The 22936-nt window shown below is 64.3% G+C and carries 27 protein-coding genes; 10 read left to right on the plus strand and 17 right to left on the minus strand.

Annotated features, from left to right (window positions below; genetic code table 11):
- Positions 1–67: 67 nt before the first annotated feature.
- The 4 genes from DM806_RS16490 to DM806_RS16505 are packed head-to-tail and all read left to right on the plus strand — an operon-like array spanning position 68 to position 4284.
- Positions 68–427 carry a PilZ domain-containing protein gene (locus DM806_RS16490; RefSeq protein WP_179044274.1) on the plus strand — a complete coding sequence of 120 codons (360 nt, stop codon included), beginning with the start codon at positions 68–70 and terminating at the stop codon, positions 425–427.
- A 41-nt stretch (positions 428–468) separates the two neighbouring features.
- Complete coding sequence (locus DM806_RS16495) at positions 469–3222, plus strand: ATP-dependent DNA helicase (RefSeq protein ID WP_179044275.1); 2754 nt, start codon at positions 469–471, stop codon at positions 3220–3222.
- A complete protein-coding gene (locus tag DM806_RS16500) occupies positions 3219–3761 on the plus strand; it encodes a SixA phosphatase family protein (protein WP_179044276.1) in 543 nt (180 codons plus the stop codon). Before DM806_RS16495 ends, DM806_RS16500 begins: the two co-directional genes overlap by 4 nt.
- A 1-nt stretch (position 3762) precedes the next feature.
- Entirely contained in the window at positions 3763–4284 is a 522-nt protein-coding gene (locus DM806_RS16505) for a GNAT family N-acetyltransferase (protein ID WP_179044432.1), read from the plus strand.
- Positions 4285–4290: 6 nt separating this feature from the next.
- Here the strand turns inward: DM806_RS16505 and DM806_RS16510 are convergent, their stop codons facing one another.
- The 5 genes from DM806_RS16510 to rpmF all read right to left on the minus strand — a co-directional run bounded on the left by DM806_RS16510 (position 4291) and on the right by rpmF (position 7353).
- A complete protein-coding gene (locus DM806_RS16510; RefSeq protein WP_179044277.1) occupies positions 4291–4638 on the minus strand; it encodes a MerR family transcriptional regulator in 348 nt (115 codons plus the stop codon).
- Positions 4639–4725: 87 nt separating this feature from the next.
- Positions 4726–5010, minus strand: a complete 285-nt coding sequence (gene ihfA / locus DM806_RS16515; RefSeq protein ID WP_179044278.1) for an integration host factor subunit alpha — start codon at positions 5008–5010, stop codon at positions 4726–4728.
- Positions 5011–5114: 104 nt separating this feature from the next.
- Entirely contained in the window at positions 5115–6083 is a 969-nt protein-coding gene (locus tag DM806_RS16520; RefSeq protein ID WP_179044279.1) for a beta-ketoacyl-ACP synthase III, read from the minus strand.
- Positions 6080–7105, minus strand: coding sequence for a phosphate acyltransferase PlsX (gene plsX / locus DM806_RS16525; RefSeq protein ID WP_218647532.1), 1026 nt, complete (start codon positions 7103–7105; stop codon positions 6080–6082). Before plsX ends, DM806_RS16520 begins: the two co-directional genes overlap by 4 nt.
- Positions 7106–7173: 68 nt before the next feature.
- The gene (rpmF, locus tag DM806_RS16530) at positions 7174–7353 is read right to left on the minus strand and encodes a 50S ribosomal protein L32 (RefSeq protein WP_056690759.1); all 180 of its coding nucleotides are present in this window, start codon (positions 7351–7353) and stop codon (positions 7174–7176) included.
- A gap of 243 nt (positions 7354–7596) precedes the next feature.
- Between rpmF and DM806_RS16535 the strand changes: the two genes are divergently transcribed.
- Entirely contained in the window at positions 7597–8025 is a 429-nt protein-coding gene (locus DM806_RS16535; protein WP_179044281.1) for an MAPEG family protein, read from the plus strand.
- A 35-nt stretch (positions 8026–8060) separates the two neighbouring features.
- On the opposite strand, the gene DM806_RS16540 is transcribed toward DM806_RS16535, so the two are convergent.
- A complete protein-coding gene (locus tag DM806_RS16540; protein WP_179044282.1) occupies positions 8061–8720 on the minus strand; it encodes an MBL fold metallo-hydrolase in 660 nt (219 codons plus the stop codon).
- Between the two features lie 197 nt (positions 8721–8917).
- Between DM806_RS16540 and DM806_RS16545 the strand changes: the two genes are divergently transcribed.
- Entirely contained in the window at positions 8918–9163 is a 246-nt protein-coding gene (locus tag DM806_RS16545) for a hypothetical protein (RefSeq protein ID WP_179044283.1), read from the plus strand.
- Positions 9164–9270: 107 nt separating this feature from the next.
- On the opposite strand, the gene DM806_RS16550 is transcribed toward DM806_RS16545, so the two are convergent.
- The 4 genes from DM806_RS16550 to DM806_RS16565 all read right to left on the minus strand — a co-directional run bounded on the left by DM806_RS16550 (position 9271) and on the right by DM806_RS16565 (position 11578).
- Positions 9271–9696 (minus strand): RrF2 family transcriptional regulator, encoded by a 426-nt coding sequence (locus DM806_RS16550; RefSeq protein WP_179044284.1) that lies wholly within the window; start codon positions 9694–9696, stop codon positions 9271–9273.
- Positions 9697–9785: 89 nt separating this feature from the next.
- The gene (locus tag DM806_RS16555) at positions 9786–10829 is read right to left on the minus strand and encodes a glycerophosphodiester phosphodiesterase (protein ID WP_179044285.1); all 1044 of its coding nucleotides are present in this window, start codon (positions 10827–10829) and stop codon (positions 9786–9788) included.
- Entirely contained in the window at positions 10826–11182 is a 357-nt protein-coding gene (locus DM806_RS16560; protein ID WP_179044286.1) for an ArsC family reductase, read from the minus strand. Before DM806_RS16560 ends, DM806_RS16555 begins: the two co-directional genes overlap by 4 nt.
- A gap of 15 nt (positions 11183–11197) precedes the next feature.
- A complete protein-coding gene (locus DM806_RS16565; RefSeq protein WP_179044287.1) occupies positions 11198–11578 on the minus strand; it encodes a RidA family protein in 381 nt (126 codons plus the stop codon).
- A gap of 138 nt (positions 11579–11716) precedes the next feature.
- On the opposite strand from DM806_RS16565, the gene DM806_RS16570 reads away from it, so the two are divergent.
- Together DM806_RS16570 and DM806_RS16575 are read left to right on the plus strand one after the other, a co-directional pair.
- On the plus strand, positions 11717–12019 hold the full coding sequence (locus DM806_RS16570; RefSeq protein WP_179044288.1) for a hypothetical protein: 303 nt from the start codon (positions 11717–11719) through the stop codon (positions 12017–12019).
- Positions 12020–12189: 170 nt separating this feature from the next.
- Positions 12190–12792, plus strand: coding sequence for a thermonuclease family protein (locus DM806_RS16575; protein WP_179044289.1), 603 nt, complete (start codon positions 12190–12192; stop codon positions 12790–12792).
- A gap of 102 nt (positions 12793–12894) precedes the next feature.
- Here DM806_RS16575 and DM806_RS16580 read toward each other — a convergent pair whose 3' ends face one another.
- From DM806_RS16580 to DM806_RS16605, 6 genes are all read right to left on the minus strand, one after another.
- Positions 12895–13491, minus strand: a complete 597-nt coding sequence (locus DM806_RS16580; RefSeq protein ID WP_179044290.1) for a glycine zipper 2TM domain-containing protein — start codon at positions 13489–13491, stop codon at positions 12895–12897.
- A 257-nt stretch (positions 13492–13748) separates the two neighbouring features.
- A complete protein-coding gene (locus tag DM806_RS16585) occupies positions 13749–13946 on the minus strand; it encodes a hypothetical protein (protein ID WP_179044291.1) in 198 nt (65 codons plus the stop codon).
- 35 nt (positions 13947–13981) lie between these two features.
- A complete protein-coding gene (locus tag DM806_RS16590; protein WP_179044292.1) occupies positions 13982–14221 on the minus strand; it encodes a hypothetical protein in 240 nt (79 codons plus the stop codon).
- 139 nt (positions 14222–14360) lie between these two features.
- Positions 14361–15410 (minus strand): ribonucleotide-diphosphate reductase subunit beta, encoded by a 1050-nt coding sequence (locus DM806_RS16595; RefSeq protein WP_179044293.1) that lies wholly within the window; start codon positions 15408–15410, stop codon positions 14361–14363.
- Positions 15411–15416: 6 nt separating this feature from the next.
- Positions 15417–15734: a hypothetical protein gene (locus DM806_RS16600; protein WP_179044294.1), complete on the minus strand. Its 318-nt coding sequence runs from the start codon at positions 15732–15734 to the stop codon at positions 15417–15419.
- Positions 15735–15800: 66 nt separating this feature from the next.
- A complete protein-coding gene (locus tag DM806_RS16605) occupies positions 15801–17699 on the minus strand; it encodes a ribonucleoside-diphosphate reductase subunit alpha (RefSeq protein ID WP_179044295.1) in 1899 nt (632 codons plus the stop codon).
- 733 nt (positions 17700–18432) lie between these two features.
- Between DM806_RS16605 and DM806_RS16610 the strand changes: the two genes are divergently transcribed.
- Entirely contained in the window at positions 18433–19953 is a 1521-nt protein-coding gene (locus DM806_RS16610; RefSeq protein WP_179044296.1) for a fumarate hydratase, read from the plus strand.
- A 111-nt stretch (positions 19954–20064) separates the two neighbouring features.
- On the plus strand, positions 20065–20313 hold the full coding sequence (locus DM806_RS16615) for a hypothetical protein (RefSeq protein WP_179044297.1): 249 nt from the start codon (positions 20065–20067) through the stop codon (positions 20311–20313).
- Positions 20314–20389: 76 nt separating this feature from the next.
- Here DM806_RS16615 and DM806_RS16620 read toward each other — a convergent pair whose 3' ends face one another.
- A complete protein-coding gene (locus DM806_RS16620) occupies positions 20390–22687 on the minus strand; it encodes a TonB-dependent receptor (RefSeq protein WP_179044298.1) in 2298 nt (765 codons plus the stop codon).
- Between the last annotated feature and the right edge of the window lie 249 nt (positions 22688–22936).

Here is a 22936-nt window from a genome sequence, read left to right on the forward strand (position 1 = left end):
AAGAATTGTTCTCAATTTAAATATTGCTTAACTTCATTTAGGGAAAGTCGATAGGATTGGAGGCACTATGCACATCACACGCAGCCGCGAACGCATTGCCGTCGATATCCCCATCGTGGTCACGACGGTGCTCGACAGCCTGGAAGGGTCGATCGTCGATCTGAGCGAAGGCGGCGCACAGGTGGTCGGCTGCACATTGCCCGCACGCTCCCAGTGCCAGCTCGATCTGGACGGCCATATCGTGTTCGGCACGGTGCAATGGTCCGAAGAAGACCGGATGGGTATCCGCTTTCCCTATGAACTGACCGACGGCCCCTTCTACGAACAGCTGGAGCTGGCCCGCGCAGCGAAACGCGCGCCGGTTGCGTTCCAGCCGCGCACCAGCCCCGGGCCGATCACGGGCGGATTCGGACGCCGCGCGAACTGAAACAGGTTTTCCTTTTGTTCCCGTTCGCCTAAACCGGGCGGGTGATCGATCCAGCCTCATTGCCCGCACTCCACGCCAGCCATGGCGGCATCTGGCTGTGCGAAGACGGCCGCACCCAGGCGCTGGCCAAGGGGCAGGCGATAGCGCGCGCGGCCGAAACGCCGGTTCTGCTGCTGAATGCGCCGCTGACCGGGCAGCGCCTCGGCTATCCCGAACTCAACGGTCTCGACCTGCTGGAACTATGGGCTTTCCTCCACCCGGCCCGTTTTCTGGTGCCGACGCCCAAGGGGCTGGCGGAAGCATTGGGCCTGCCCGCGCCGGGTAATGAAGGCGATATTCCCGCGCTGCTGCAACAGGCGACGGCGATATTGCTGGCGCGGCTTACGACGCCCGAATGGTTGGAGCGCGAGGGCGGCTGGACGGCGGCGCAGGCGTTGCACCGGCTGCGCTGGCCCTGGTCGCCTCTGGTCGCGCCGCGCATCCCCAAACCGCGCGAGGCCGAACGCTGGCTCTTTTCCAAACTGCCCGAATGGGAGGAAGCGCAGCCCCGCCCTGCCCCGCGCACCGTCAATCTATCCGAAGAACAGGTCGTCGCCCGGCTCGATGCACTGACCGGTGTCTGCGCGGAGCCGCGCCCCGGCCAGCGCGCCTATGCCGCCGCCGCCAGCGCCGCCTTCCGCCCGCGCGCCTATCGCGACCAGCCCAACATGCTGCTGGCCGAAGCTGGGACGGGTATCGGCAAGACGCTGGGCTATCTCGCGCCCGCCTCGCTCTGGGCCGGCGAAGCTCAGGGGACGGTGTGGGTATCGACCTATACCAAGGCGTTGCAGCGGCAACTGGACCGCGAATCGCTGCGCCTGTTCCCCGATCCTGCCGTCGCCGCGCGGCGCGTGGTGGTGCGCAAGGGGCGGGAAAATTATCTCTGCCTGCTGAACCTTGAGGATGCGTTGCAGGGCGGCTTTTCCGGTCGCGCCGCGATCCTGGCGCAACTGGTGGCGCGCTGGGCCGCCTTCACCAAGGATGGCGACATGATCGGCGGCGACCTGCCCGGCTGGCTGCCGACTTTGTTCCGCCGCAACGGATCGACCGCGCTGACCGATCGGCGGGGCGAGTGCATCTATGCGGGCTGCCCCCATTATCGCAAATGCTTCATCGAGCGGTCGGCGCGCGCGTCGGCCGATGCCGACATCGTCATCGCCAATCATGCGCTGGTGATGATCAACGCCGCGCGCGGGCGGGAGACGGGGCAGCGGCCGCAGCGCATCGTCTTCGACGAAGGCCATCATCTGTTCGATGCGGCCGATTCGACCTTCTCGGTTGCGCTGTCGGGGCAGGAGGCGATCGAGCTGCGCCGCTGGATCATGGGGCCGGAGGGCGGATCGCGCGGGCGGCGGCGGGGCCTCGCCGCGCGCCTGTCGGACCTTGCCAGCTATGACGAGGAAGGCGGACAGGCGATTCGCGCGGCGATCGACGCGGCGCAGGCGCTGCCCGCCGACGACTGGCTGAAGCGGGTGGTCGCGGGCGAACCGTTCGGGCCGCTGGAAGCGCTGCTCGCCGCGGTGCGGGGCACGGTCTATACCCGTGCGGAAGCGGCGGGCGAGGCGGATGCCGGATATGGGCTGGAGACGGAACTGGCCGAACCCGACGGCGCGCTGGTCGAGGCCGCGCAGGAAGCAGCGCTGGCGCTGGATGCCCTCATCAAACCATTGGTGCGGCTGGCGCGGCGGTTGGAGGCGGTGATCGAGGACGCGCCCGACTGGCTGGACGGCGCGGCGCGGGCGCGGATCGAGGGGGCGGTGGCCTCGCTCGGCTGGCGGCGCGACCTGATTGCGGCCTGGCTGGCGCTGTTGGCGCGGATCGGCGGGCCGGCGGACCCGGACTATGTCGACTGGATGACGGTCGACCGGGTCGAGGGGCGCGAATATGATATCGGCATCCACCGCCACTGGCTCGATCCAACGCGGCCGCTGGCCGAAACGGTGCTCAAACCCGCGCAGGGCGTGCTGCTGACATCGGCGACGCTGAAGGGCGGGGGCGATTGGAGCAATGCGGAGGCGCGCAGTGGCGCTGTCCACCTGCCCCATGGCGCCGAGCGGTTCGAGGCGGCCAGCCCGTTCGATTATCCCGACCGGGCCGAGGTGCTGATCGTCACCGACATCAAGCGTGGCGACATCGCCGCCCTGTCCGGCGCCTATGCCCGGCTGATCGAGGCGGCGGGCGGCGGGACGCTCGGCTTGTTCACCGCGATCCGGCGACTGCGCGCGGTCCATGCCCGGATCGCCGACCGGCTGGCGCGCGCGGGGCTGCCGCTTTACGCCCAGCATGTCGATCCGATGGACACAGGGACATTGGTCGACATCTTCCGCGACGATCCGCGCGCCTCGCTGCTGGGTACCGACGCACTGCGGGATGGCGTCGACGTGCCGGGCCATTCGCTGCGGCTGGTGGTGATGGAGGGGGTGCCATGGTCCAAGCCGACCGTGCTGCACGCCGCTCGCAGGCTGGCGGGCGGCGGCAATGCCTATGACGACCGGCTGATCCGCGCACGGCTGGCGCAGGCCTTCGGCCGCCTCATCCGAAGGGCCGAGGATCGGGGCAGTTTCGTCATCCTTTCGGCCGCCATGCCGAGCCGGTTGCTGAGCGCCTTTCCGCCCGGCACGCCGGTCCGCCGCCTGACGCTGGACGAGGCAATCATCGCCGTAAGCGCGGGAACCCGCCGCGAAAGCCTTGGCGAAGCGGCCGGCTTCGGGCATCAGGGATACGAATCCGGCTTGCCCCGACAGGAGATAAAATGAAACGCCTGACCCTGTTGCGCCATGCCAAATCGGACTGGGACGATCCGGTGGCGCGCGACTTCGACCGGCCCCTGAACCGGCGGGGGGAAAAGGCCGCGCTGTTGATGGGCCAGTTCGCCGCCCGGCGCGCCATGGGTTTCGACTATCTGGTCGCCTCTCCCGCGGTGCGGGTGACGCAGACGCTGGACACTTTCTTCGAAGGCTATGGCGAGACGCTGGACGCCCATTGGGACCGCCGCATCTACCTCGCCTCCTCCGCGACGCTGCTCGACGTCGTGCGCGACCTGCCCGACAATGCGGAAAACGTCCTGATGGCGGGACATAATCCGGGCTTCGAGGAACTGATCCTCGATCTGGTCCCGGATGACGGCAGCAGCACATTGCGCGAAGATGTGGAGATCAAGCTGCCTACCGCCAGCCTGGCGGTCATGGAGTTTGCGATCGACAAATGGCGCCAGGCGGCAGCCGGTGGCGCGACGCTGGCGAGCTTCACCCGCCCGCGCGACCTCGACCCCGCGCTGGGGCCGGGATCGCGCTGACGTGACGCCGATCCTGTGGCGCCGCGCCGAACCGGGCGATGCCGCAGCGCTCTCCATTTTGGGCGGCGCGACATTCCTTGCCAGTTTCGCACATGACCATCCGGGCGCGGCGCTGCTCGCCCATATCCAGGGCGCGCATGGGGCGCCCTATTATGAGGCGGCACTGGCCGACCCGGAACAGACGATCCTGATCGGCGAGACGCCGCTCGGCGCGCCGGTGGGCTATGCGATGATGATGCCGCCCGACCTGCCGGTGCCGACCGATGCGACACAGGATCTGGAACTCAAGCGCATCTACCTGCTCGCGGGATGGCAGGGCGGCGGCCGGGGCGATGCCCTGATGGGGCTGGTCGAGGAAGAAGCGCGACGACGTGGTGCCAAGCGGCTGCTGCTCGCCGTCTATCCGCAGAATGAGCGGGCGCGACGCTTCTACGCCCGGCACGGCTTTGCGCAGATCGGCGACATGGTCTTCATGGTCGGGGACGTGCCGTTCCGCGACCTGATCTACACCCGGATGCTGTAAGCCGCGTCAGACCTTGAGCGCCGCCGCCAGGGCGGCACGGACGGCTTCCAGGCGGGCGAGGAGGTCATCATCGGCCGGCGGTGCAACCGGTGCGGTTTCGGGCAGCGCCTCGCCATTGCCGTCGGTCAGCGCCTTTTGCGCGCCCTTGACCGTAAACCCCTCGACATGGAGCAGATGGTGGATGCGGCGCGCCAGCACCACGTCGTCGGGCCGATAATAGCGGCGATTGCCCGACCGCTGGAGTGGCCGCAACTGGGGAAAGCGCGTTTCCCAATAACGCAATATATGTTGGGGCAGACCAAGCTCGCCGGCCAGCTCGCTGATGGTAAGGAATGCCCCCTCCGCTTTTTTCATGACAAGGATGTTGCACCCAACATCCCGGTCAGGTCAACTGTACCAAATCACAAGGAAAGTGGAAAAAGTGGTAGATCGAGGCGTCGATCAGGCCACCCGGTCGCGCATCGTCTGGCTGGCCCGGAATGTCAGCACCCGGCGCGGCTCGATCGGCACTTCCACGCCGGTCTTCGGGTTGCGCCCCATGCGCTGCGTCTTGTCGCGCAGGACGAAGGTGCCGAAGCTCGAAATCTTGACATTCTCGCCCCGCTCCAGCGCCGCCGACATATGATCGAGAATGGACTCGACCAGCGTCGCCGCTTCGGCGCGTGATAGACCGACATTGCGATTCAGCGTCTCCGCGAGATCCGCGCGCGTCAATGTGCCAGTCATTTTCCCTGTTCCCTCTCGCCTGATCGTAGCGATCACCCCCCGATGATCCGTCCCGAATCTGACTGATTCGCGATGATTCGGCAAGATGGTCCCAAAAAGAGGGATCAGACGCGCAGGACGCAGGCGCCCCAGGTAAAACCGCCGCCCATGGCCTCCAGCACGACGAGATCGCCGGCCTTGATCCGGCCGTCGCGCACGGCCAGGTCGAGCGCCAGCGGAACCGACGCGGCGGAGGTGTTGGCATGGCGGTCGACGGTCATGACGACACGGTCCGCCGACAGCTTCAGCTTGCGGGCGGTGGCGTCGAGGATGCGGGCATTGGCCTGGTGCGGGACCAGCCAGTCGATGTCGCCGGCGGGCAGGCCGGCCTGCGCCATCACTTCGTTTAGGACGGAGGCGAGGTTGGTGACGGCATGGCGGAACACTTCCTGTCCCTTCATGCGCAGCTTGCCGACGGTCTGAGTCGTCGACGGACCCCCATCGACATAGAGAAGCTGGTTGTGGCGGCCATCGGCGTGCAGCTTCGACGCCAGGATGCCTCGATGGCCCTCCTCGCTTTCCTCCGCGCCCAATATGATCGCGCCGGCGCCGTCGCCGAACAGGACGCAGGTGGTGCGGTCTTCCCAGTCGAGGATGCGGCTGAAGGTTTCCGAGCCGATCACGATCGCACGGTTGGCCGCGCCCGAACGGATCATGCTGTCGGCCACGGTGACGGCGTAGAGGAAGCCCGAGCAGACGGCGGCGACGTCGAAGGCGACGCAATCGTTGATGCCTAGCGCCGCCTGCACCTTGGTCGCGGCGGCGGGGAAGGTCTGGTCGGGCGTCGCCGTCGCCAGGATGATGAGGTCGATGTCCTGCGCGACGATGCCGGCGGCGTCCAGCGCGGCCTTCGCGGCGTCGGTGGCGAGCGTCGCGGTCGTTTCGCCCTCGCCCGCGATATGGCGGGTGCGGATGCCCGTGCGCTCGACGATCCATTCGTCGCTGGTGTCGACGGTCTGCGCCAGTTCCGCATTGGTGACGATGCGTTCGGGCAGGGCCGAACCCGTCCCCAGGAGAATCGAACGGCGGATCACTTGACGGGCAGCTCCAGCTTCGACGCGGCAGCCGACAGGCCTTCTATCCCCGCCATGTCGGCGGCGATGCGACGCGTGATATCTTCTTCCAGCAGCCGCGCGGCGACATGCACGGCATTGGCTACGCCCTTTTCGTCCGCACCGCCATGGCTCTTCACCACCACGCCGTTGAGGCCCAGGAAAACCGCGCCATTATGGTTGTTGGGGTCGAGATGATGCTTGAGCATGTACATGGCCGGCTTCGAGATCAGGAAACCGATCTTCGAGCGGATCGAGCTGGTGAACGCCTTGCGCAGCACGTCGGTGACGAAGCGGGCGGTGCCCTCCGCCGTCTTGAGCGCGACATTGCCGGAAAAACCGTCGCAGACGATCACATCGGTGTCGCCGCGGGCGATCTTGTCGCCTTCGGTGAAGCCGTCGAACTGGAGGGGCAGCGCATCAGCGGCGCGCAGCACGGCGGCGGCGTCGCGAATCTCGTCGGTGCCCTTGAGTTCCTCGGTGCCGATGTTGAGCAGGCGGACGCGCGGCCGGTCGAGGTCGAAGGCGATGCGGGCATAGGCCGCCCCCATCACCGCGAACTGGACGAGGTTGCGGGCGTCGCACTCGGTATTGGCGCCCAGGTCGAGCATGACGACGTCATTGTCGCCCAGCGTCGGCAGCATCGCCGCGAGCGCGGGACGATCGACGCCCGGCATGGTGCGCAGGGCAAGCTTTGCCATCGCCATGAGCGCGCCGGTATTGCCGGCGGACACGGCAGCGCCGGCCTCCCCCGCTTTCACGGCGGCGATGGCCTTGGCCATGGAGCTGCTCTTCTTGCGAATCGCGACGCTCGGCTTGTCGGAGCCATCGACGACCGTATCGGCGTGGACGATTTCCGACGCCGCCCGCAAATTGGGGTGATGGTCGAGCGCCGCCTTGATCCGCTCCTCGTCGCCGAACAGGGTGAAGCGAAGACCGTCATGACGGCGACGGGCCAGTGCAGCCCCCGCCATCATCACGCGCACGCCTTCATCCCCGCCCATCGCGTCGATTGCGATTCGCGGTTGGCTGGACACTTTAATTCACCCCTTTGCGGAGTAGAGAGACGGGCTTACGCCCCGACAGCGACGATTTCGCGGCCGTTATAGTGACCGCAAGCGTCGCACAGATTGTGGGGACGCTTCAGTTCACCGCAGTTGGAGCATTCGTTGAACGCTTCGACGCGCAGCGAATCATGGCTGCGACGCATGCCGCGCTTGGAGGGAGAGGTTTTGCGCTTAGGGACAGCCATGTCGGCACCTTATTCCAAATAACAATCAGGTTGTGCGACTGGCCGGTTTCCACAGGATGCCGACGCCAACGGCGCCGCAGACCCATGCGGCCGGATGATCGCGAAGCCCTGCGCCTATAGCGGTTTTTGCCGGAGGCGCAAGCCCTTCCTGTCCCCCGGCCTTGCCCTTTGCCCCTCCCCTTTGGTCTTGCCGCTGCGCCATGGCGCTCTAGGCTGTGGCAGCCAGACAACAGGGAATTCATTATGCTGCTGCCGATCACGCTGACCTTTGCCGCCGCCTGCGCGCTGCTGAATATGTGGCTGGCGATTCGCTGCGCGCGTTTCCGGATCAGGGACAAGGTGCTGCATGGCGACGCCGGGCATGGCCTGCTGGCGAAGCGAATGCGCGCCCATGCGAATTTCGTCGAATATACGCCGATCGTGCTGATTCTCTTCGCGCTCGTCGAGATGGCGGCGGGCGCATCGCTGTGGCTGTGGATCGGCGCTCTGGTCTATGTGGCGGCGCGGGTCGCCCATGCGTTCGGCATGGATGCCGACAAGCCCACAGCGCTCCGCGCCGGGGGCGCCTTGCTGACATGGGGCGTGATGCTGGCCATCGCAGCCACGGCGCTCGGCCTGGCCTACAGCGCGACGCGGGAATTTCCCGCGCCGCCGACGATGGCGGCGCGTTGATTGGCAGAATGTGCGAAAGCACATTCTCAAACCAACTATCGCGCCAGCACCGAATCGGCGACGAAGGGATTGGTCCGGCGCTCATGGGCGAAATTGCTCATCTGGCCATGGCCGGGCACGAAGGCGGTGTCGCCGCCCAGCGGCCAGAGCTTGCCGGTGATGGCGTCGATCAGATCCTGATGATTGCCGCGCGGGAAATCGGTGCGGCCGATCGACCCCTGAAACAGCACATCGCCGACGATCGCCAGCTTGCTCGGCGCGTGGTGGAAGACGACGTGCCCCGGCGTATGGCCAGGACAATGGAAAACGTCGAAGGTCAGATTGCCGACGCTGACCTGATCGCCATCCTTGAGCCAGCGATCCGGCTCGAAACTCTCGCCCGGCACGCCCCAGCGCTCGCCATCGGCGGCCAAGCGATCGATCCAGAAACGGTCATCCTCATGAGGCCCCTCGATCGGGACATTGAGGTCGCGCGCCAGCACGCCCGCCTGCCCGCAATGGTCGATATGGCCATGGGTGACGAGCAGCTTTTCGATCGTCACGCTATGCTGGGCCGCCGCCTTCTTGAGCACCGGCAGGTCGCCGCCCGGATCGACGAAGGCGCCGCGCATCGTTTCGGTGCACCAGAAGAGCGTGCAATTCTGCTGGAGCGGGGTGACGGGGATGAGGACGGCTTTGAGCGGCGGCGTGGTCATGGCCCCGATGTGGCGGACGAGGCAGGCATGTGCAAGTCCTGCCTGGATGGGCGCTGCGGGAGGCTAAGATGTGGTGGTCTGCTGGCCACCAGAAATGGGCATTCCAAAGCAGCGGCCGGAGCGCTACAAGCGGACCTTGTGGTCTATTTCGATCCGCCATAGCTTCGCAGCGCTCGAATGACTGGAAAGTTTGACTGATGTCGGCTGCAACCCTGCTGTTATTGAAAATTGCAGCAATTGCATTTGGCCCATTGGCCGTGACGGCGCTAATATCCTTACGATGGTTTTTGCCGTGGATTATCGTCTATGTCGCAGGGGCATATTGGCTTCTAGGCGGACCGTACGATGGGGCTGGCGCATTTGCTGCCCCTGCAATCGCCCTTTTATTGGCCTCCCCCACCCTTTTTGCGATTGCTATCAGGATCGCGATTCTTTCAAAATAACATAGCGCTTGAATGTCGGTCTTGTTGTGTAGCTAAGCCAGTAGCCGACATTCCCCTACCCACCCCATCGCCCGACACAATAGGCGAACGACCTCCCGTAATCGCGCCTACTCCGCCCCTTCAACCGCGAAAGGCTCGGCCAGGCTGATGCTGTCCAGCACTTTCGCCGTCTCGTCGCGCACGCGCAGCATCACGCGGTGCAGACGACATTCCGATTCGGGCAGGCAATTGGTGCAACTTTCATGCGCGAAGCGGCTGGCGCAGGGGGTCAACGCGAGCGATCCGCGCGTCAGCCGGACGATGTCGCCATAGCTGATATCCACCGGGGCGAGCGCCAGCCAATAGCCCCCGTCCCGGCCCCGCTGGGTCGCGACCAGACCTTCGCGCGAGAGTTCGGACAGAATCACGGTCAGGAATTTGGCCGGGATATTCTGCCGCGTCGCGATCTCGTTCAGGGGCACGGGCCCCTGGCGGTATCGGTCGGCGAGATGCTGGAGGGCGCGGATGGCGTAACGGGTCTTCTGGGACAGCATATATGCGTTATTCGCCTGCGCGCGGCCTTTGGCAAGTCGAGCGAAGCCGTCGGGAAGGAAGTTTTCCGGGCTGGCCCCGCATTATCGATTCAGGGGTTCGTGGCGGACAGGGCCGCGCGCGCCTGGCCGGGAAAGTCACTGAAGATGCCGTCCACGCCGGTCGCGGCGATCGCCTGGACGAAACCGGCGAAATCGCCCCGCCCCTGCGGGTCGTCGGGTCGCTGAAACAAGGCGGGCAGGAAGCTGTTCTCCATGCGCAGCGTCCAGACATGAACCTGCAACCCCGCATCATGGGCGCGTCCGACCAGGGCGCTCGGACCTTCGGGCGTGATCAGCAGGGCGGCGGAAGGTCCGATACCATAGGCATAGCTCGCAATGTCGGCCAGCCCCTGCACCGTCAGCATGTCGGCATAGCTGGTGCCGGGCAGGTCGGCAGGGCCGCCCTCCGCATCGACAAGCTGGATGAGGCGCAGGCGGGTGGCGGCGCGCAGGGCCTTGAGGTTGCCGACCTCGAACGACTGGATGAAGACCGGGTCGTCGGCATTGCCATAGCCGTAGCGGCTGAGCATATCGAGCAGCGCCGCCTGATGCGGCAGGCCGATCTTCGCGAAATAGCCGGGATGCTTGGTTTCGGGATAGATGCCGATGCGCCGGCCGGTTTCCGCCTCCTTGGCGCGGACCAGCTTCAATATCTCCTCGAAGGTCGGGATGAGATAAAGATCGTTGAAGCGCTTGTTGGCGGGGCGCAGGTCGGGCAGCCGCTCGCGGGCGCGTAGCGTGCGCAGTTCGGCGAGGGTGAAATCCTCGGTGAACCAGCCGACCATCTCGATCCCGTCGATGGTCTTGGTCGTCTTGCGGTCGGCAAATTCGGGATGGTCGGCGACGTCGGTGGTGCCGCCAATCTCATTTTCATGCCGGGCGACGAGGACGCCATCCCTGGTCAGCACCAGGTCCGGCTCGATATAATCGGCGCCCTGGTCGATCGCGCGTTCATAGGACGCGAGCGTATGTTCGGGCCGTTCGCCGCTGGCGCCGCGATGGGCGATCAGGATCGGCTCGGCCCGGAGAGTCTGGAGGGGGATGAGGCTCATAAGCAGGATCAACCCGATGCGCAGCAGCCCCCGTCCGATCACGCCTTCACGCCCTGCAGCGCGTTTTCATAGGTCGTCGCCTTGAAACCGACGATGGTTTCGCGACCGGTGTCGAGGATCGGGCGCTTGATCATTGAGGGGTTGGTGATCATCAGCAGGATCGCCTTGTCCGCATCGATATGCGCCTTGTCCCCCGCGTCGAGCGCCTTGAAGGTGGTGCCGGAGCGGTTGAGGATGGTTTCCCAGCCATGCTCCATCACCCATTCCTCGAGCTTGGCCTTGTCGACGCCGGCGACCTTATAGTCGTGGAAGCTGTAGACGACGCGTTCATTGTCCAGCCAGTTGCGGGCCTTCTTGATCGTGTCGCAATTCTTGATGCCGTACATGGTGATCATGATGGTCGGCTCCTGTTAGCCCCTGAAGGCGGTGACTTCGATTTCGATCTTCATTTCCGGCTTGATGAGGCCGACGACGACGCAGCTGGCGGCGGGGCGGATGTCGCCTAAGACAGGCGCGGTCGCCTTGCCCAGATCGTCCCAATAGGCAGGATCGGTAATGTAGTAGGTCACGCGAACCACATCGGCAAAGGAAAAGCCGGCATCCTCCAGCGCCTTGCCAATGACCTTGAGCGCGTTCTGGCCCTGCTCCACCACGCTTTCGGGCATGGTCTTGGTTTCGGGATCGGCGCCGGTGGTGCCGGCGACGAAGCACCAGTCGCCCTGGACGACGGCGCGCGAGTAACCGACCTGCGCCTCGAAGGGCGAGCCGGAGGAAATGAGCTGGCGGGGCATGTGGGGATTCCTGTTGCAGTGCGAAAGGATCGCCCGCGCCTTTGCCCCCTTGGCTGGGCGCTGTCCAGCGCTTTCGCCGGAACGGGGCGGCTTGCGGACCGTTGGGTGGAGAGCAGCCCTGCCTGAAGGAGACTATAGATGGCGAACCCCATTCCCGATCAAGGACCGGAAGAGAATAGCGAACAGACCGAAACCGGCAGTCAGGCTCAGGATGTGGCGAATGATGCGCGCGTCCGGTCGACCGACCTGTCGGAGGATAGCGAGCGCGGCGGTCGCAGCAATCCGGCGCAGATCATCCCCGACGATGTGGAGGATCTGGTCGAGAAGATGGAGGCGATGGACCGGTCCGGGCGGATCGACATGGATGCCTATGCCGGCGAGCCGCAGATGGACGATGAAGAGGATAGCTATGGCGAGAGCGACGACGAGGATGAGGATTAGGCAGCCAGCGCGATCGCCCATCGATCGGCGCCGTTTCGGATGGTTCCGCGCAGCATGACAGGACGGATCGGCGCGGCATTGATGCGTGCCGGATGGGAGCATCGCCGGATCGGCGGAAAGCCGGACCAGTCTTAACGGACCATTTGCCTGTCGGTCGCTAGAGGGGCGACATGGCGAGAATAGGGACTGGACGGCGCGCGCCGTCGCGCAAGGAAAAGGTGGCATTGGCCTGGCTGGCGGAGGCGCGGCGCGCAGGCGGCGCGACACGATTTCAGCGGCCAAGGCAGAAGGAGGGGATCGGCGGACCCGCGCTGGTCTACGCCCTGTGTCTGGGATTGCTGATCGGCTGGTATGGGCCGGAATGGGCCGGGCGGTTCGAATGGACCCGGGCTGGCGCCCCGGTTCAAAGCCTGCCCGCCGATGCGCTGTCCGCCCGGTTCGGCTTCTGCCATCGGGGCGGCGGGACCAATTGCGTGGTCGATGGCGACACCTTCTGGTTCCGGGGCGAGAAATATCGGATCGCCGACATCGATACGCCCGAAACCCATGGCCCGCGCTGCGCGGCGGAGGGGGAACTGGGCGCGCAGGCGACGCGGCGGTTGCAGGATTTGATGAATGACGGACCCTTCTCGCTGGAGAGCGGGGATCGGGACACCGATCGCTATGGCCGCAACCTGCGCATCGTGACGCGCGAGGGCGAGTCGATCGGCGGCATGCTGGTCGCCGAAGGACTCGCCCGGAGCTGGGATGGCGGTCGCCATCCCTGGTGCTGATTGGGAGCCGTGCACGATGAGATTGGATCGTTCACGGCTCCATGGTCTTTTGATGACCGCATATTGCGAGCCGTCGGCTGTTCCAGCCGACTTCAGAATGCTTTAACGGCAGCTGACCCCACCGCGGTCGATCTCGCGGCCAAGCAGTGCGCCCGCGCCGCCGCCGATGAGCGTGCCGAGCAGGTTCGACTGACCCTGCGCGATCTGGTTGCCGAGCAGGCCGCCCAGCGCCGCGCCGACGATCAGGCCGGTGGTGCCGTCCGAGCGGCGGCAATAATAGCGGTTGTCGCCACCGCGATAGATGCGGGTGTTGCGGTCGACGCGCATCGGGGCATAGCCGCCCCGATAATAGCGGTTGGGCTGATAGGTGCGGCCATAACGCGGATCGGGGCGGTTCCAGTCATAGCTGTAGACCGGGCGGCCGGGGCGGATATCGCCGCGGCGGTCCTGACGCCAGTCGCGACGGTCGTCCCGGCGATCGTTGCGGTAATCGCGATTGGCGTCGCGGACGTCGCGGCGGTAGTCCTGCCGCGCATCGCGGACATCCCGGCGATAATCCTTGCGGGCGTCGCGCACATCGCGGCGATGCTCACGCGCGTCGCGGCCAGGCTGGGCCATAGCAGGGGTGGCGGCGATACCCGTCAGGGCCATGGCGCCGAGCGACAGGGCAACGATGGTGCGTTTTAGCGAGAGGTTCATGGGTGAGGCTCCTTCCGTCGGAGAAATGCGGTTGGCTGCTACAACCCGTGGATTTACAGAATGTTGCATGAACGGAACAAAACGCCGCGTTCAGCCGGTGGACAGGGAATGCGAGGTGCGGCCCCTCGTTCTCTCGCAGGCGGTACGCCGACAGCGACTTGGACAATCGGGACGCATTTTGTGCCATTCCTGCGCTATTGGCTCCGCCCGATGCTCCAGCCAGCGCGCCGGCAGTTCATGCGTCAGAGCCGATCGTTTCAGAATGCGTTGGCGATGGCCTGTCGCTGGTCGGCGGTGAGGCCATCGGCGGCGGCGTTGCTATCCGGCCGATCCTGCGCGGTGCCATCGTCACCGGGGCCAACGAACTGGATCGCAGTCAGGATCACCAGCACGGCCCAGAGCAAGGCGAACCAGCGACTGGTGAAAAGCGAGCGGAGACGGACGCCGAAAAGCATGCAGCGGAGAATAGGGCCGCGCAGTTAAGGAAGCCTCACCCCGGCGTGGCGGAAAGGCCGGCCTGGGGTAGAGAGAAGGTGACGGGGCTGGTCAGGACCACGCGGTCCAGGCGGGCATGGCCCATGCAGCTATGGCAATGGGCATGGTCGAACGCGACCTCCAATATCCAGTCCTGCGCCTCCACATCCCACGTCGCCCAGGCATCGCGGGTGACATGGTCGCTGCCGCAGACATTGCAAATATAGGCGTGTCGGGGTGTGGCTTGCTCGGTCATGGAGCGAGCATAAGCGAGATTCGCACCGTTTTGGCGGGAGGTTGATCCGTTATGGATGCAATGGGGAACGGCATATCCCCGTTCCCCAACCGGCCGGAAGGCGGCATCGTTAAAGCGATGCCGCCTTCCGCTATTGCATTTACTCCGCTGCGATCCCCGCAGCCTTGAACATGTCCGGATCGGCGTCGGCGTTGGCCGGTTCGGTGCCCTTGATCTTCTGGCGGCGGTCGAAGGCGTCCCAGACGTCGTTCCACTGGCCGCGGGTCGCGCCCTTCGAATATTCGGTCGCGCGGGTTTCGAAGAAGTTGGCATGCTCCACGCCGTTGAGCAGCGGGGTCAGCCAGGGCAGCGGATGCTCGTCGATCATGTAGATGGGCTTGAGGCCCAGCTGGCCCAGCCGCCAGTCGGCGATGTAGCGGACATATTTCTTGATGTCCTTGGGCGTCATGCCGGGGACCGGACCCATTTCGAAGACGAGATCGACGAAGGCGTCCTCGATGCGGACGGTCTTCTGGCACATGTCCATGATGTCGTCTTTGACCGACGCGGTCAGGCAGTCGCGTTCCTTCACGAAGCTGTGGAACAGCTTGATGATGCCTTCGCAATGGAGCGTCTCGTCGCGGACCGACCAGGTAACGATCTGGCCCATGCCCTTCATCTTGTTGAAGCGCGGGAAGTTCATCAGCATCGCGAAGGAGGCGAAGAGCTGGAGCCCTTCGGTGAAGCCGCCGAACATGGCCAGCGTCTTGGCGATATCCTCGTCCGTGTCGACGCCGAACTGGGCGAGATAGTCATGCTTGTCCTTCATCTCCTTATATTGGAGGAAGGCCGAATATTCGCTTTCGGGCATGCCGATCGTGTCGAGCAGGTGCGAGTAGGCGGCGATATGGACCGTTTCCATGTTGCTGAACGCGGTCAGCATCATCTTGATTTCGGTCGGCTTGAACACGCGGCCATATTTTTCGTGGTAGCAATCCTGCACTTCCACGTCGGCCTGGGTGAAGAAGCGGAAAATCTGGGTCAGCAGGTTGCGCTCATGGTCGCTGAGCTTCTGCGCCCAGTCCCGGCAATCCTCGCCCAGCGGCACTTCTTCGGGCAGCCAGTGGAGCTGCTGCTGGCGCTTCCAGAATTCATAGGCCCAAGGATATTCGAAGGGCTTGTAGACCTTGCTGGCTTGAAGAAGGGGCATGGTGGGTTACTCCGAAACAAGGTCAAGCGGGTCGCCAAATAGGATGGTGGCGTGAATAACCGCAATAACAACAAACAGAACGCCGATGAGGCGATAAAATGCCGGCCGCATCTCAAGATCATCAGAATGACTACCGAATAGCGCCCAGAAACCCATGGCGCTAAAAAGCAGTATAGCAAATGATCTCCAGACAAACCTCGCGGTGGAGTTGGTATCCACCCAGACACCAAAACCGATGAGGTGCGATACAAGCTGCACTGCTACGACAGCAGTCGTGATGATCACTAGCGACCGAAGCACCTGACTTCTCAGAAACGACCTCATGCGATCATCTCCATGTCCAAGCGCCCCATTCCCTCCTCTCCCACAAGGGGAGAGGAGGAAGTCACATCACTGACAGGCGAGGCACTCGTCATAGTCGGTGGTCTCGCCGATTTCGAACTTGGGTGCGTCGATCGTGTTGTCGGCTTCCACGCCACCGGCGAAGCCCGCGCGCTGGACCGACTTGGACCGCAGATAATAGAGCGACTTGATGCCCAGTTCCCAAGCGCGGAAGTGGAGCATGAGCAGATCCCATTTTTCCACGTCCGCCGGGATGAACAGGTTCAGCGACTGGGCCTGATCGATATAGGGGGTACGGTCGGCCGCGAGTTCGAGCAGCCAGCGCTGGTCGATTTCGAAGCTGGTCTTGAACACATCCTTTTCTTCCTGGGTCAGGAAGTCGAGATGCTGGACCGAGCCACCCTTTTCGAGGATCGAATTCCACACCGCGCTGCTGTCCTTCGCCTTGGCGACCAGCAGCTTTTCCAGATAGGGATTCTTGACCGAGAAGCTGCCCGACAGCGTCTTGTGGGTGTAGATGTTGGCCGGGATCGGTTCGATGCAGGCCGACGTGCCGCCGCAGATGATCGAGATCGAAGCGGTGGGCGCGATCGCCATCTTGCAGGAAAAGCGTTCCATCACGCCCTGGTCGGCGGCGTCGGGGCACGGCCCGCGCTCCTGCGCCAGCATCATCGACGCCTCGTTCACCTTGGCGTTGATATGCTTGAAGATGCGCAGGTTCCACGACTTGGCCATGGCGCCTTCGAACGGGATGTTGCGCGCCTGAAGGAAGCTGTGGAAGCCCATGACGCCAAGACCCACCGAGCGTTCGCGGCTGGCGCTGTACTTGGCGCGCGCCATTTCCGGCGGGGCGCGGTCGATATAGTCCTGAAGGACGTTGTCGAGGAAGCGCATGATGTCTTCCGCGAAGGTCGGGTGATCCTTCCACTCGTCCCAGGTTTCCAGGTTCATCGACGACAGGCAGCAGACGGCGGTGCGGTCGTTGCCGAGATGGTCGCGACCCGTCGGCAGGGTGATTTCCGAACAGAGGTTGGAGGTCGAGACCTTCAGCCCCAGATCCCGGTGATGCTTGGGCATCATCCGATTCACGGTGTCGTTGAAGACGATGTACGGCTCACCGGTGGCCAGACGCACCTCGACCAGCTTCTGGAACAGGGCGCGGGCGTTGACGGTGCCGCGCACCGACTGGTCCTTGGGACTGCGCAGGTTGAAGTCGGCGCCGTCGCGCACCGCCTCCATGAACTCGTCAGTCAGCAGCACGCCATGATGCAGGTTCAGCGCCTTGCGGTTGAAGTCGCCCGACGTCTTGCGGATTTCGAGGAACTCCTCGATCTCCGGGTGCGAGACGTCGAGATAGCAGGCGGCCGAGCCGCGGCGCAGGCTGCCCTGGCTGATCGCGAGGGTCAGGCTGTCCATCACGCGGACGAAGGGGATGATGCCGCTGGTCTTGCCATTGAGGCCGACCGGCTCGCCGATACCGCGCACCGCGCCCCAATAGGTGCCGATGCCGCCGCCGCGCGAGGCGAGCCAGACATTCTCGTTCCACGTGTTGACGATGCCTTCCAGGCTGTCGTCCACCGAATTCAGATAGCAGCTGATCGGCAGACCGCGACCGGTGCCGCCGTTCGACAGGACGGGCGTGGCGGGCATGAACCAAAGTTTGGAGATGTAGTCATAGACGCGCTGGGCATGGTCGGCGTCGTCCGAATAGGCCGCCGCGACGCGGGCGAAGAGATCCTGATAGCTCTCGCCGGGCAGCAGATAGCGGTCGTTCAGCGTGTCCTTCCCGAACTCCGTCAGCAGCGCGTCGCGCGACACGTCGGTGGTCACGTCGAACCGGCGCGCCAGCACCGTCGAAGAAGAGACCGGGTCGTAGGAAACAGGCTCGGCCGCCTTGGCAGGCGCCGGCTTGTTCGTCTCGATCGCTGCTTCCAACACTTCTTCCATTACCACGTCGCCAGCACCTGTCTGTCCGCTATCCCGAAAATCCATTGCGAGTCCCCGATGTTCCTGTTCCGTTCGAGTCGGTCAAGGCCGGGCACAACATCAGCGCGCATCCTAGCATGAACCGTCCCGTACGGGCACGGAAATGGGTCCAACCGAGAGGATCGCGGGGACAAAAACGCCCCTGCACCAGATAAGCATCCAGCGTCACAATCACAATCTGTTGGGTAACCCCCGTTAACCCGATACAAGGGATAGTGCCACAGCCGGTTTTTGACGCAAGAGGGTAAATGACATTCCGGCGACTCTGTTCGCCGCTGATCCGATTCATTTCGTCGCTGGCACGGCACGCCGTATCGCAACGACGCACGGACTTTCCAGCAGTCCGAAAAAGGCAAGAGGGGGAAAAGGGGAGAAAAAATAAATTGGGGCTTGTCACGCAAATGCGTGGGGTCGTCAAAAAAGGGTAACACAAGATGATGTGGCCCGTTGGAGCCGATCCACCGCAAGTCGGTACGATCGGGCGCTATCTGCATGACAAGGCGTGCGAATCCGACCGTGCCGGACAATCGCGAGTCGGTTTGTCCGAACCGTCGGCCGATGGTGGATCGCGCCCATCACCGGGCCACCGCCACGCCGGGCGCGACGACTGGACTCATGGGTCCAAAAGCCTATAGCCGCGCCTTGCCAGGACCTGCCGTGCAGAGGCGGGCCGCAAGAATAGGGACCAGGGTAGATGACCGTCATCAAGACCGCCGACCTCATCGAGAGCGTCGCCGACGCGCTCCAGTTCATCAGCTATTATCATCCAATGGATTATATCCGGGCATTGGGTAAGGCCTATGAGGCCGAGGCCAATCCGGCGGCGAAGGACGCCATCGCCCAGATCCTGACCAACAGCCGCATGTGCGCCGAAGGGCATCGCCCGATCTGCCAGGACACCGGCATCGTCAATGTGTTCGTCAAGTGGGGCATGGAATGCCGCCTGGACGATAACAGCCGCTCGATGCAGGAGGTGATCGATGAAGGCGTGCGCCGCGCTTATCTGAACCCCGAGAACCGCCTGCGCGCGTCGATCCTGAAAGACCCGGCTTTCTCGCGCCAGAACACCAAGGACAACACGCCCTGCGTGCTGAATATCGAGATGGTGCCGGGCAACAAGGTGATCATCGATGTCGCGGCCAAGGGCGGCGGATCTGAGAACAAGACCAAGTTCAAGATGATGAACCCCAGCGATTCGATCGTCGACTGGGTGCTGGAGATGGTGCCGCAGATGGGCGCCGGCTGGTGCCCGCCGGGCATGCTGGGCATCGGCATCGGCGGCACAGCCGAAAAGGCGGTGGCGCTGGCCAAGGAAAGCCTGATGGACCCGATCGACATGGGGGAACTCAAGGCGCGCGGCCCGCAGAACAAGATCGAGGAACTGCGGATCGAGATTTTCGACAAGGTCAATGCGCTCGGCATCGGCGCACAGGGCCTGGGCGGCCTCGCCACCGTGCTGGACATCAAGATCCACGACTATCCCTGCCATGCGGCGGGCAAGCCGGTGGCGATGATCCCCAACTGCGCCGCGACCCGCCATGCGCATTTCACACTCGACGGTTCGGGTCCGGCCTATCTGGAAGCGCCCAAGCTCAGCGAATGGCCGCAGGTCGACTGGAAGCCGAGCAAGGAAGCGATCCGCGTCGACCTCGACACGCTGACGCCCGAAGTCGTCCAGAGCTGGAAGCATGGCGACCGGCTGCTGCTCAACGGCAAGATGCTGACCGGCCGCGATGCCGCGCACAAGCGGATCGCCGACATGCTGGCTGCCGGTGAGGAACTGCCGGTCGATTTCAAGGGCCGCGTCATCTATTATGTCGGCCCGGTCGATCCGGTGCGGGACGAAGTGGTCGGCCCGGCTGGTCCCACCACCGCGACGCGCATGGACAAGTTCATGGACATGATGCTGGAACAGGGCCTCGCCGCTTGCGTCGGCAAAGCCGAGCGTGGCCCGGCCGCGACCGAAAGCATCAAGACGCACAAGAGCGCCTATCTGATGGCGGTCGGCGGCGCGGCTTATCTGGTCGCTCGGGCGATCAAGGAAGCCAAGGTCGTGGGCTTCGAGGATCTGGGCATGGAAGCCATCTACGAGTTCACGGTGGAGGACATGCCCGTCACCGTCGCCGTCGATAGCGAAGGCCAGAATGTCCACCGCCTCGCCCCGCTGGTGTGGCAGGAGAAGATCAGGAAAGAGAAGCTGCTCGAAGGCGCGTAACCGACGCGGTTTCGATTATCTCACTGATGCGGATCAAGGGCGGCGCGTGAACGGGGAACTCCCGTTCGCGCGCCGCATTGTTTGCGGCACCTTGATGTCGGAGCGTGCCCCATGTCCTTCACCCAGCTTGACCCGCCCCTGCCCGTCCATGTCGAAGGCAAGGGGAAGGGCTATGCCTTCGCCGTCATCGATTATGGGCAGGAGCATAATCTGATCTGGGTGACGGGATTGTCCGACAGCGGCGAAATCTGGTGCGCGCCCAATCCGCTGGTGCGGCTGGAGGCGAACTGGACCATGGGGCGCAAGGTGCCGCATGCCCCTGACTGGGCGGACGCGGTGGCGAGGACCAAGCCCAGCTGAACGAAAAAGCGCGCCACCCCCGAGGGACGGCGCGCTTTTTCGGTTGCACGAGTGGGGAGTTCCCTCCCCGCCCCTCTTACAGCTTGCCGCTGAGCGACACGCCGATGATGCGGGGTTCGTTGAACACCGGCGCCATATAGTTTTCGATCACGCCCTTCATATTCTTCTCGCCCGTGATGTTGCGGGCGAAGGCGGCGATCTCATATTTGCCGTCCGGCGCGGTGTAGCCGATCTTCAGGCCGCCCTCGAAGTCGCCCTTCGAATAGAACTCCTTCGTCTTGTAGAGGACGAAGTTGGTGTAGCCCTGGATGTTCCAGTCGGTCGCCGCGAAGATCTTGCCGCCATTGCCCAGCGGCACGTCGTAGCGGGCCGCGATGTTCGCCGTATATTTCGGCGCGTTGGGCAGCGGGTTGCCGTCGATCTGGGCGAAGACGCCGCGCGAATTGGTGACGGTCGGGTCTTCCACCGTGCAGACCACCACGCCGTTCAGCGTGCAGACCTGCGCATAGACATTCTTGTCGTTGATCTCGCTGTGCAGCAGGCTGAGGCCCGCCGACAAAGTGAGATTCTCGAACGGACGGGCTTCGAGGTCGGCTTCCAGACCATAGGCCTTGGCGGCGTCGGCGTTGAACAGGACGCCATTGCCGTTCACGTCATTGCCGTTGAGCTGGATGTCCTTCACCTTCCAGGCGAAGCCCGACAGGTTGAAGCGCAGGCGGTTGCCCAGCAGGCTGGTCTTGATGCCGCCTTCATAGGACATGATCGTTTCCGAATCCGCCGTGGTGAAGTCGCTGTTGAACACCGCCGAGCGGCCCTGGATGGTCGGGCCACGGAAGCCGCGCGCGACGCGGGCGTAGAGGCTGACTTCGGGGGTCACTTCGTAGAGCGCGCTGACGTCCCAGCTCGGTTCCTTGCCGGTCAGCTTCACATAGCGGCGACCCGCATAGGTCGACACGCCGGCCGCATTGGCCGTGGCGCGGACTAGACGGGTTTCCTTCGTGTCCTTGGTGTAGCGGCCGCCGGCGGTGATGGTGAAGCCGGGGACGACTTCATAGCTCGCCTGACCGAACAGGCCCCAGCTTTCATTCTTGTTGCGCAGGCGCACCCAGTTGTTCGGATTACGCGCGGCGGTCGTCAGGAAATAGGCGCGCTGGTAGAAGTCGGTGGTATCGCGGCTGTCGAAATACATGCCGCCCACCTGCCATTTGAAGGCGCTGTCGCCGTTGCTGGCAAGGCGCACTTCCTGGCTAAGCTGGTCGAGATCGCGGACATTGCCCTGGCTCTGGCCGAAGCCGTTCGCCACGCCACCCACCGGATAGTCGGCGCCCGCGCCACCGTCCGTGTCGCCACGGCTGTAGCCGCTGGTGGTTTCATAGGCGGTGATCGAGGTCAGCGTGACCGGACCCATGTCGATCGCGATATTTTCCGACGCGCCATAGGTCTTGTAGGCCTGAGGGTTGTTCATCGCTTCGTCGAGGGCGATCTTCGAGCGGGGTTCGCCCGCCACGCTGTTGCTGCCCTTGGTGAGGCCGGCGCGGTGGAAGATGGTCGAGGTGCCGTCATAGTCGCGGGCGTGGACGCTGGTCAGCATCGAGACATTTTCGGTCGGCGTCATCAACAGCTGAAGGCGCACGTCCTTCTCATTATAGCCGCCCATCGCGTCCTTCTTGGGCGAGACAGTGCCGTCGGCGCTGGGGCCGGTGTACGTGTTGTCGACCCAGTCGTCGCGATGCTGGTAGAGAGCCGAGACGCGGAAGGCGAGCTTGTCCGCGACGATCGGGCCGCCAATGCCGCCGTCGAAGGTGACGGTGTTATAGCTGCCATAGCTGGCCTGGGCGCGGCCTTCCCATTCCATCGAGGGGCGGATGGTGTCGAACTTGATGATGCCTGCGGTGGTGTTGCGGCCGAACAGCGAACCCTGCGGGCCGCGCAGCACTTCGACCTGATTGACGTCGAACACCGGGTTCGACTTCAGCACGACATGCTCCAGCACGACGTCGTCCTGGATGATCGACACCGGCTGCGACGCGCCGAGATAGAAGTCGATATTGCCGAGGCCGCGAATGTAGAAGCGCGGGAAGATGCGGCCGGTGGTGGTTTCGGCATAGAGGCCGGGCACGCGGGCGGCGAGTTCGAGAATGTCGCCGCCGCCGGCGGTCAGGTTACGCAGCGCATCGCCCTGCACGACGCCGACCGACACCGGCACCTTCTGGAGGTTTTCGGACCGGCGTTCGGCGGTGACGACGATTTCGCCCAGCGCGCCGTCATCGGCGGCGGCGCCTGCATCCTGCGCACGGGCCGCGCCGGTGAAGGCAAGCGCGCCCAGGGCCGAGGTCAGCAGCAGCGCCGACCGTCCGAAAGTGAGTTTTGTCAAGGTTATTCCCCGATAATCTGTTGGTTTCAAACCAGAACGCCGGCGCCCCTGCGCCCCCGCGTCCGGGATGAGCCGGCCGCTAGGCCCGATTTGTGGCGGGATGGTGACAAGCAGCGCGCGGCGCTGCACGCAGATGCAATATGTTACCGGGCGTGGCAAAGCGGCAACATTGGGCAATGGGGTGGGCTGGTCAGGAAGCGGGCCATTTTCTACCGTTCCTTCTCCCTCGGAGGGAGAAGGATACGAAGC

Origin of the sequence: Sphingobium lactosutens, from assembly GCF_013393185.1 — a bacterium.
Lineage (GTDB): Bacteria > Pseudomonadota > Alphaproteobacteria > Sphingomonadales > Sphingomonadaceae > Sphingobium > Sphingobium lactosutens_A.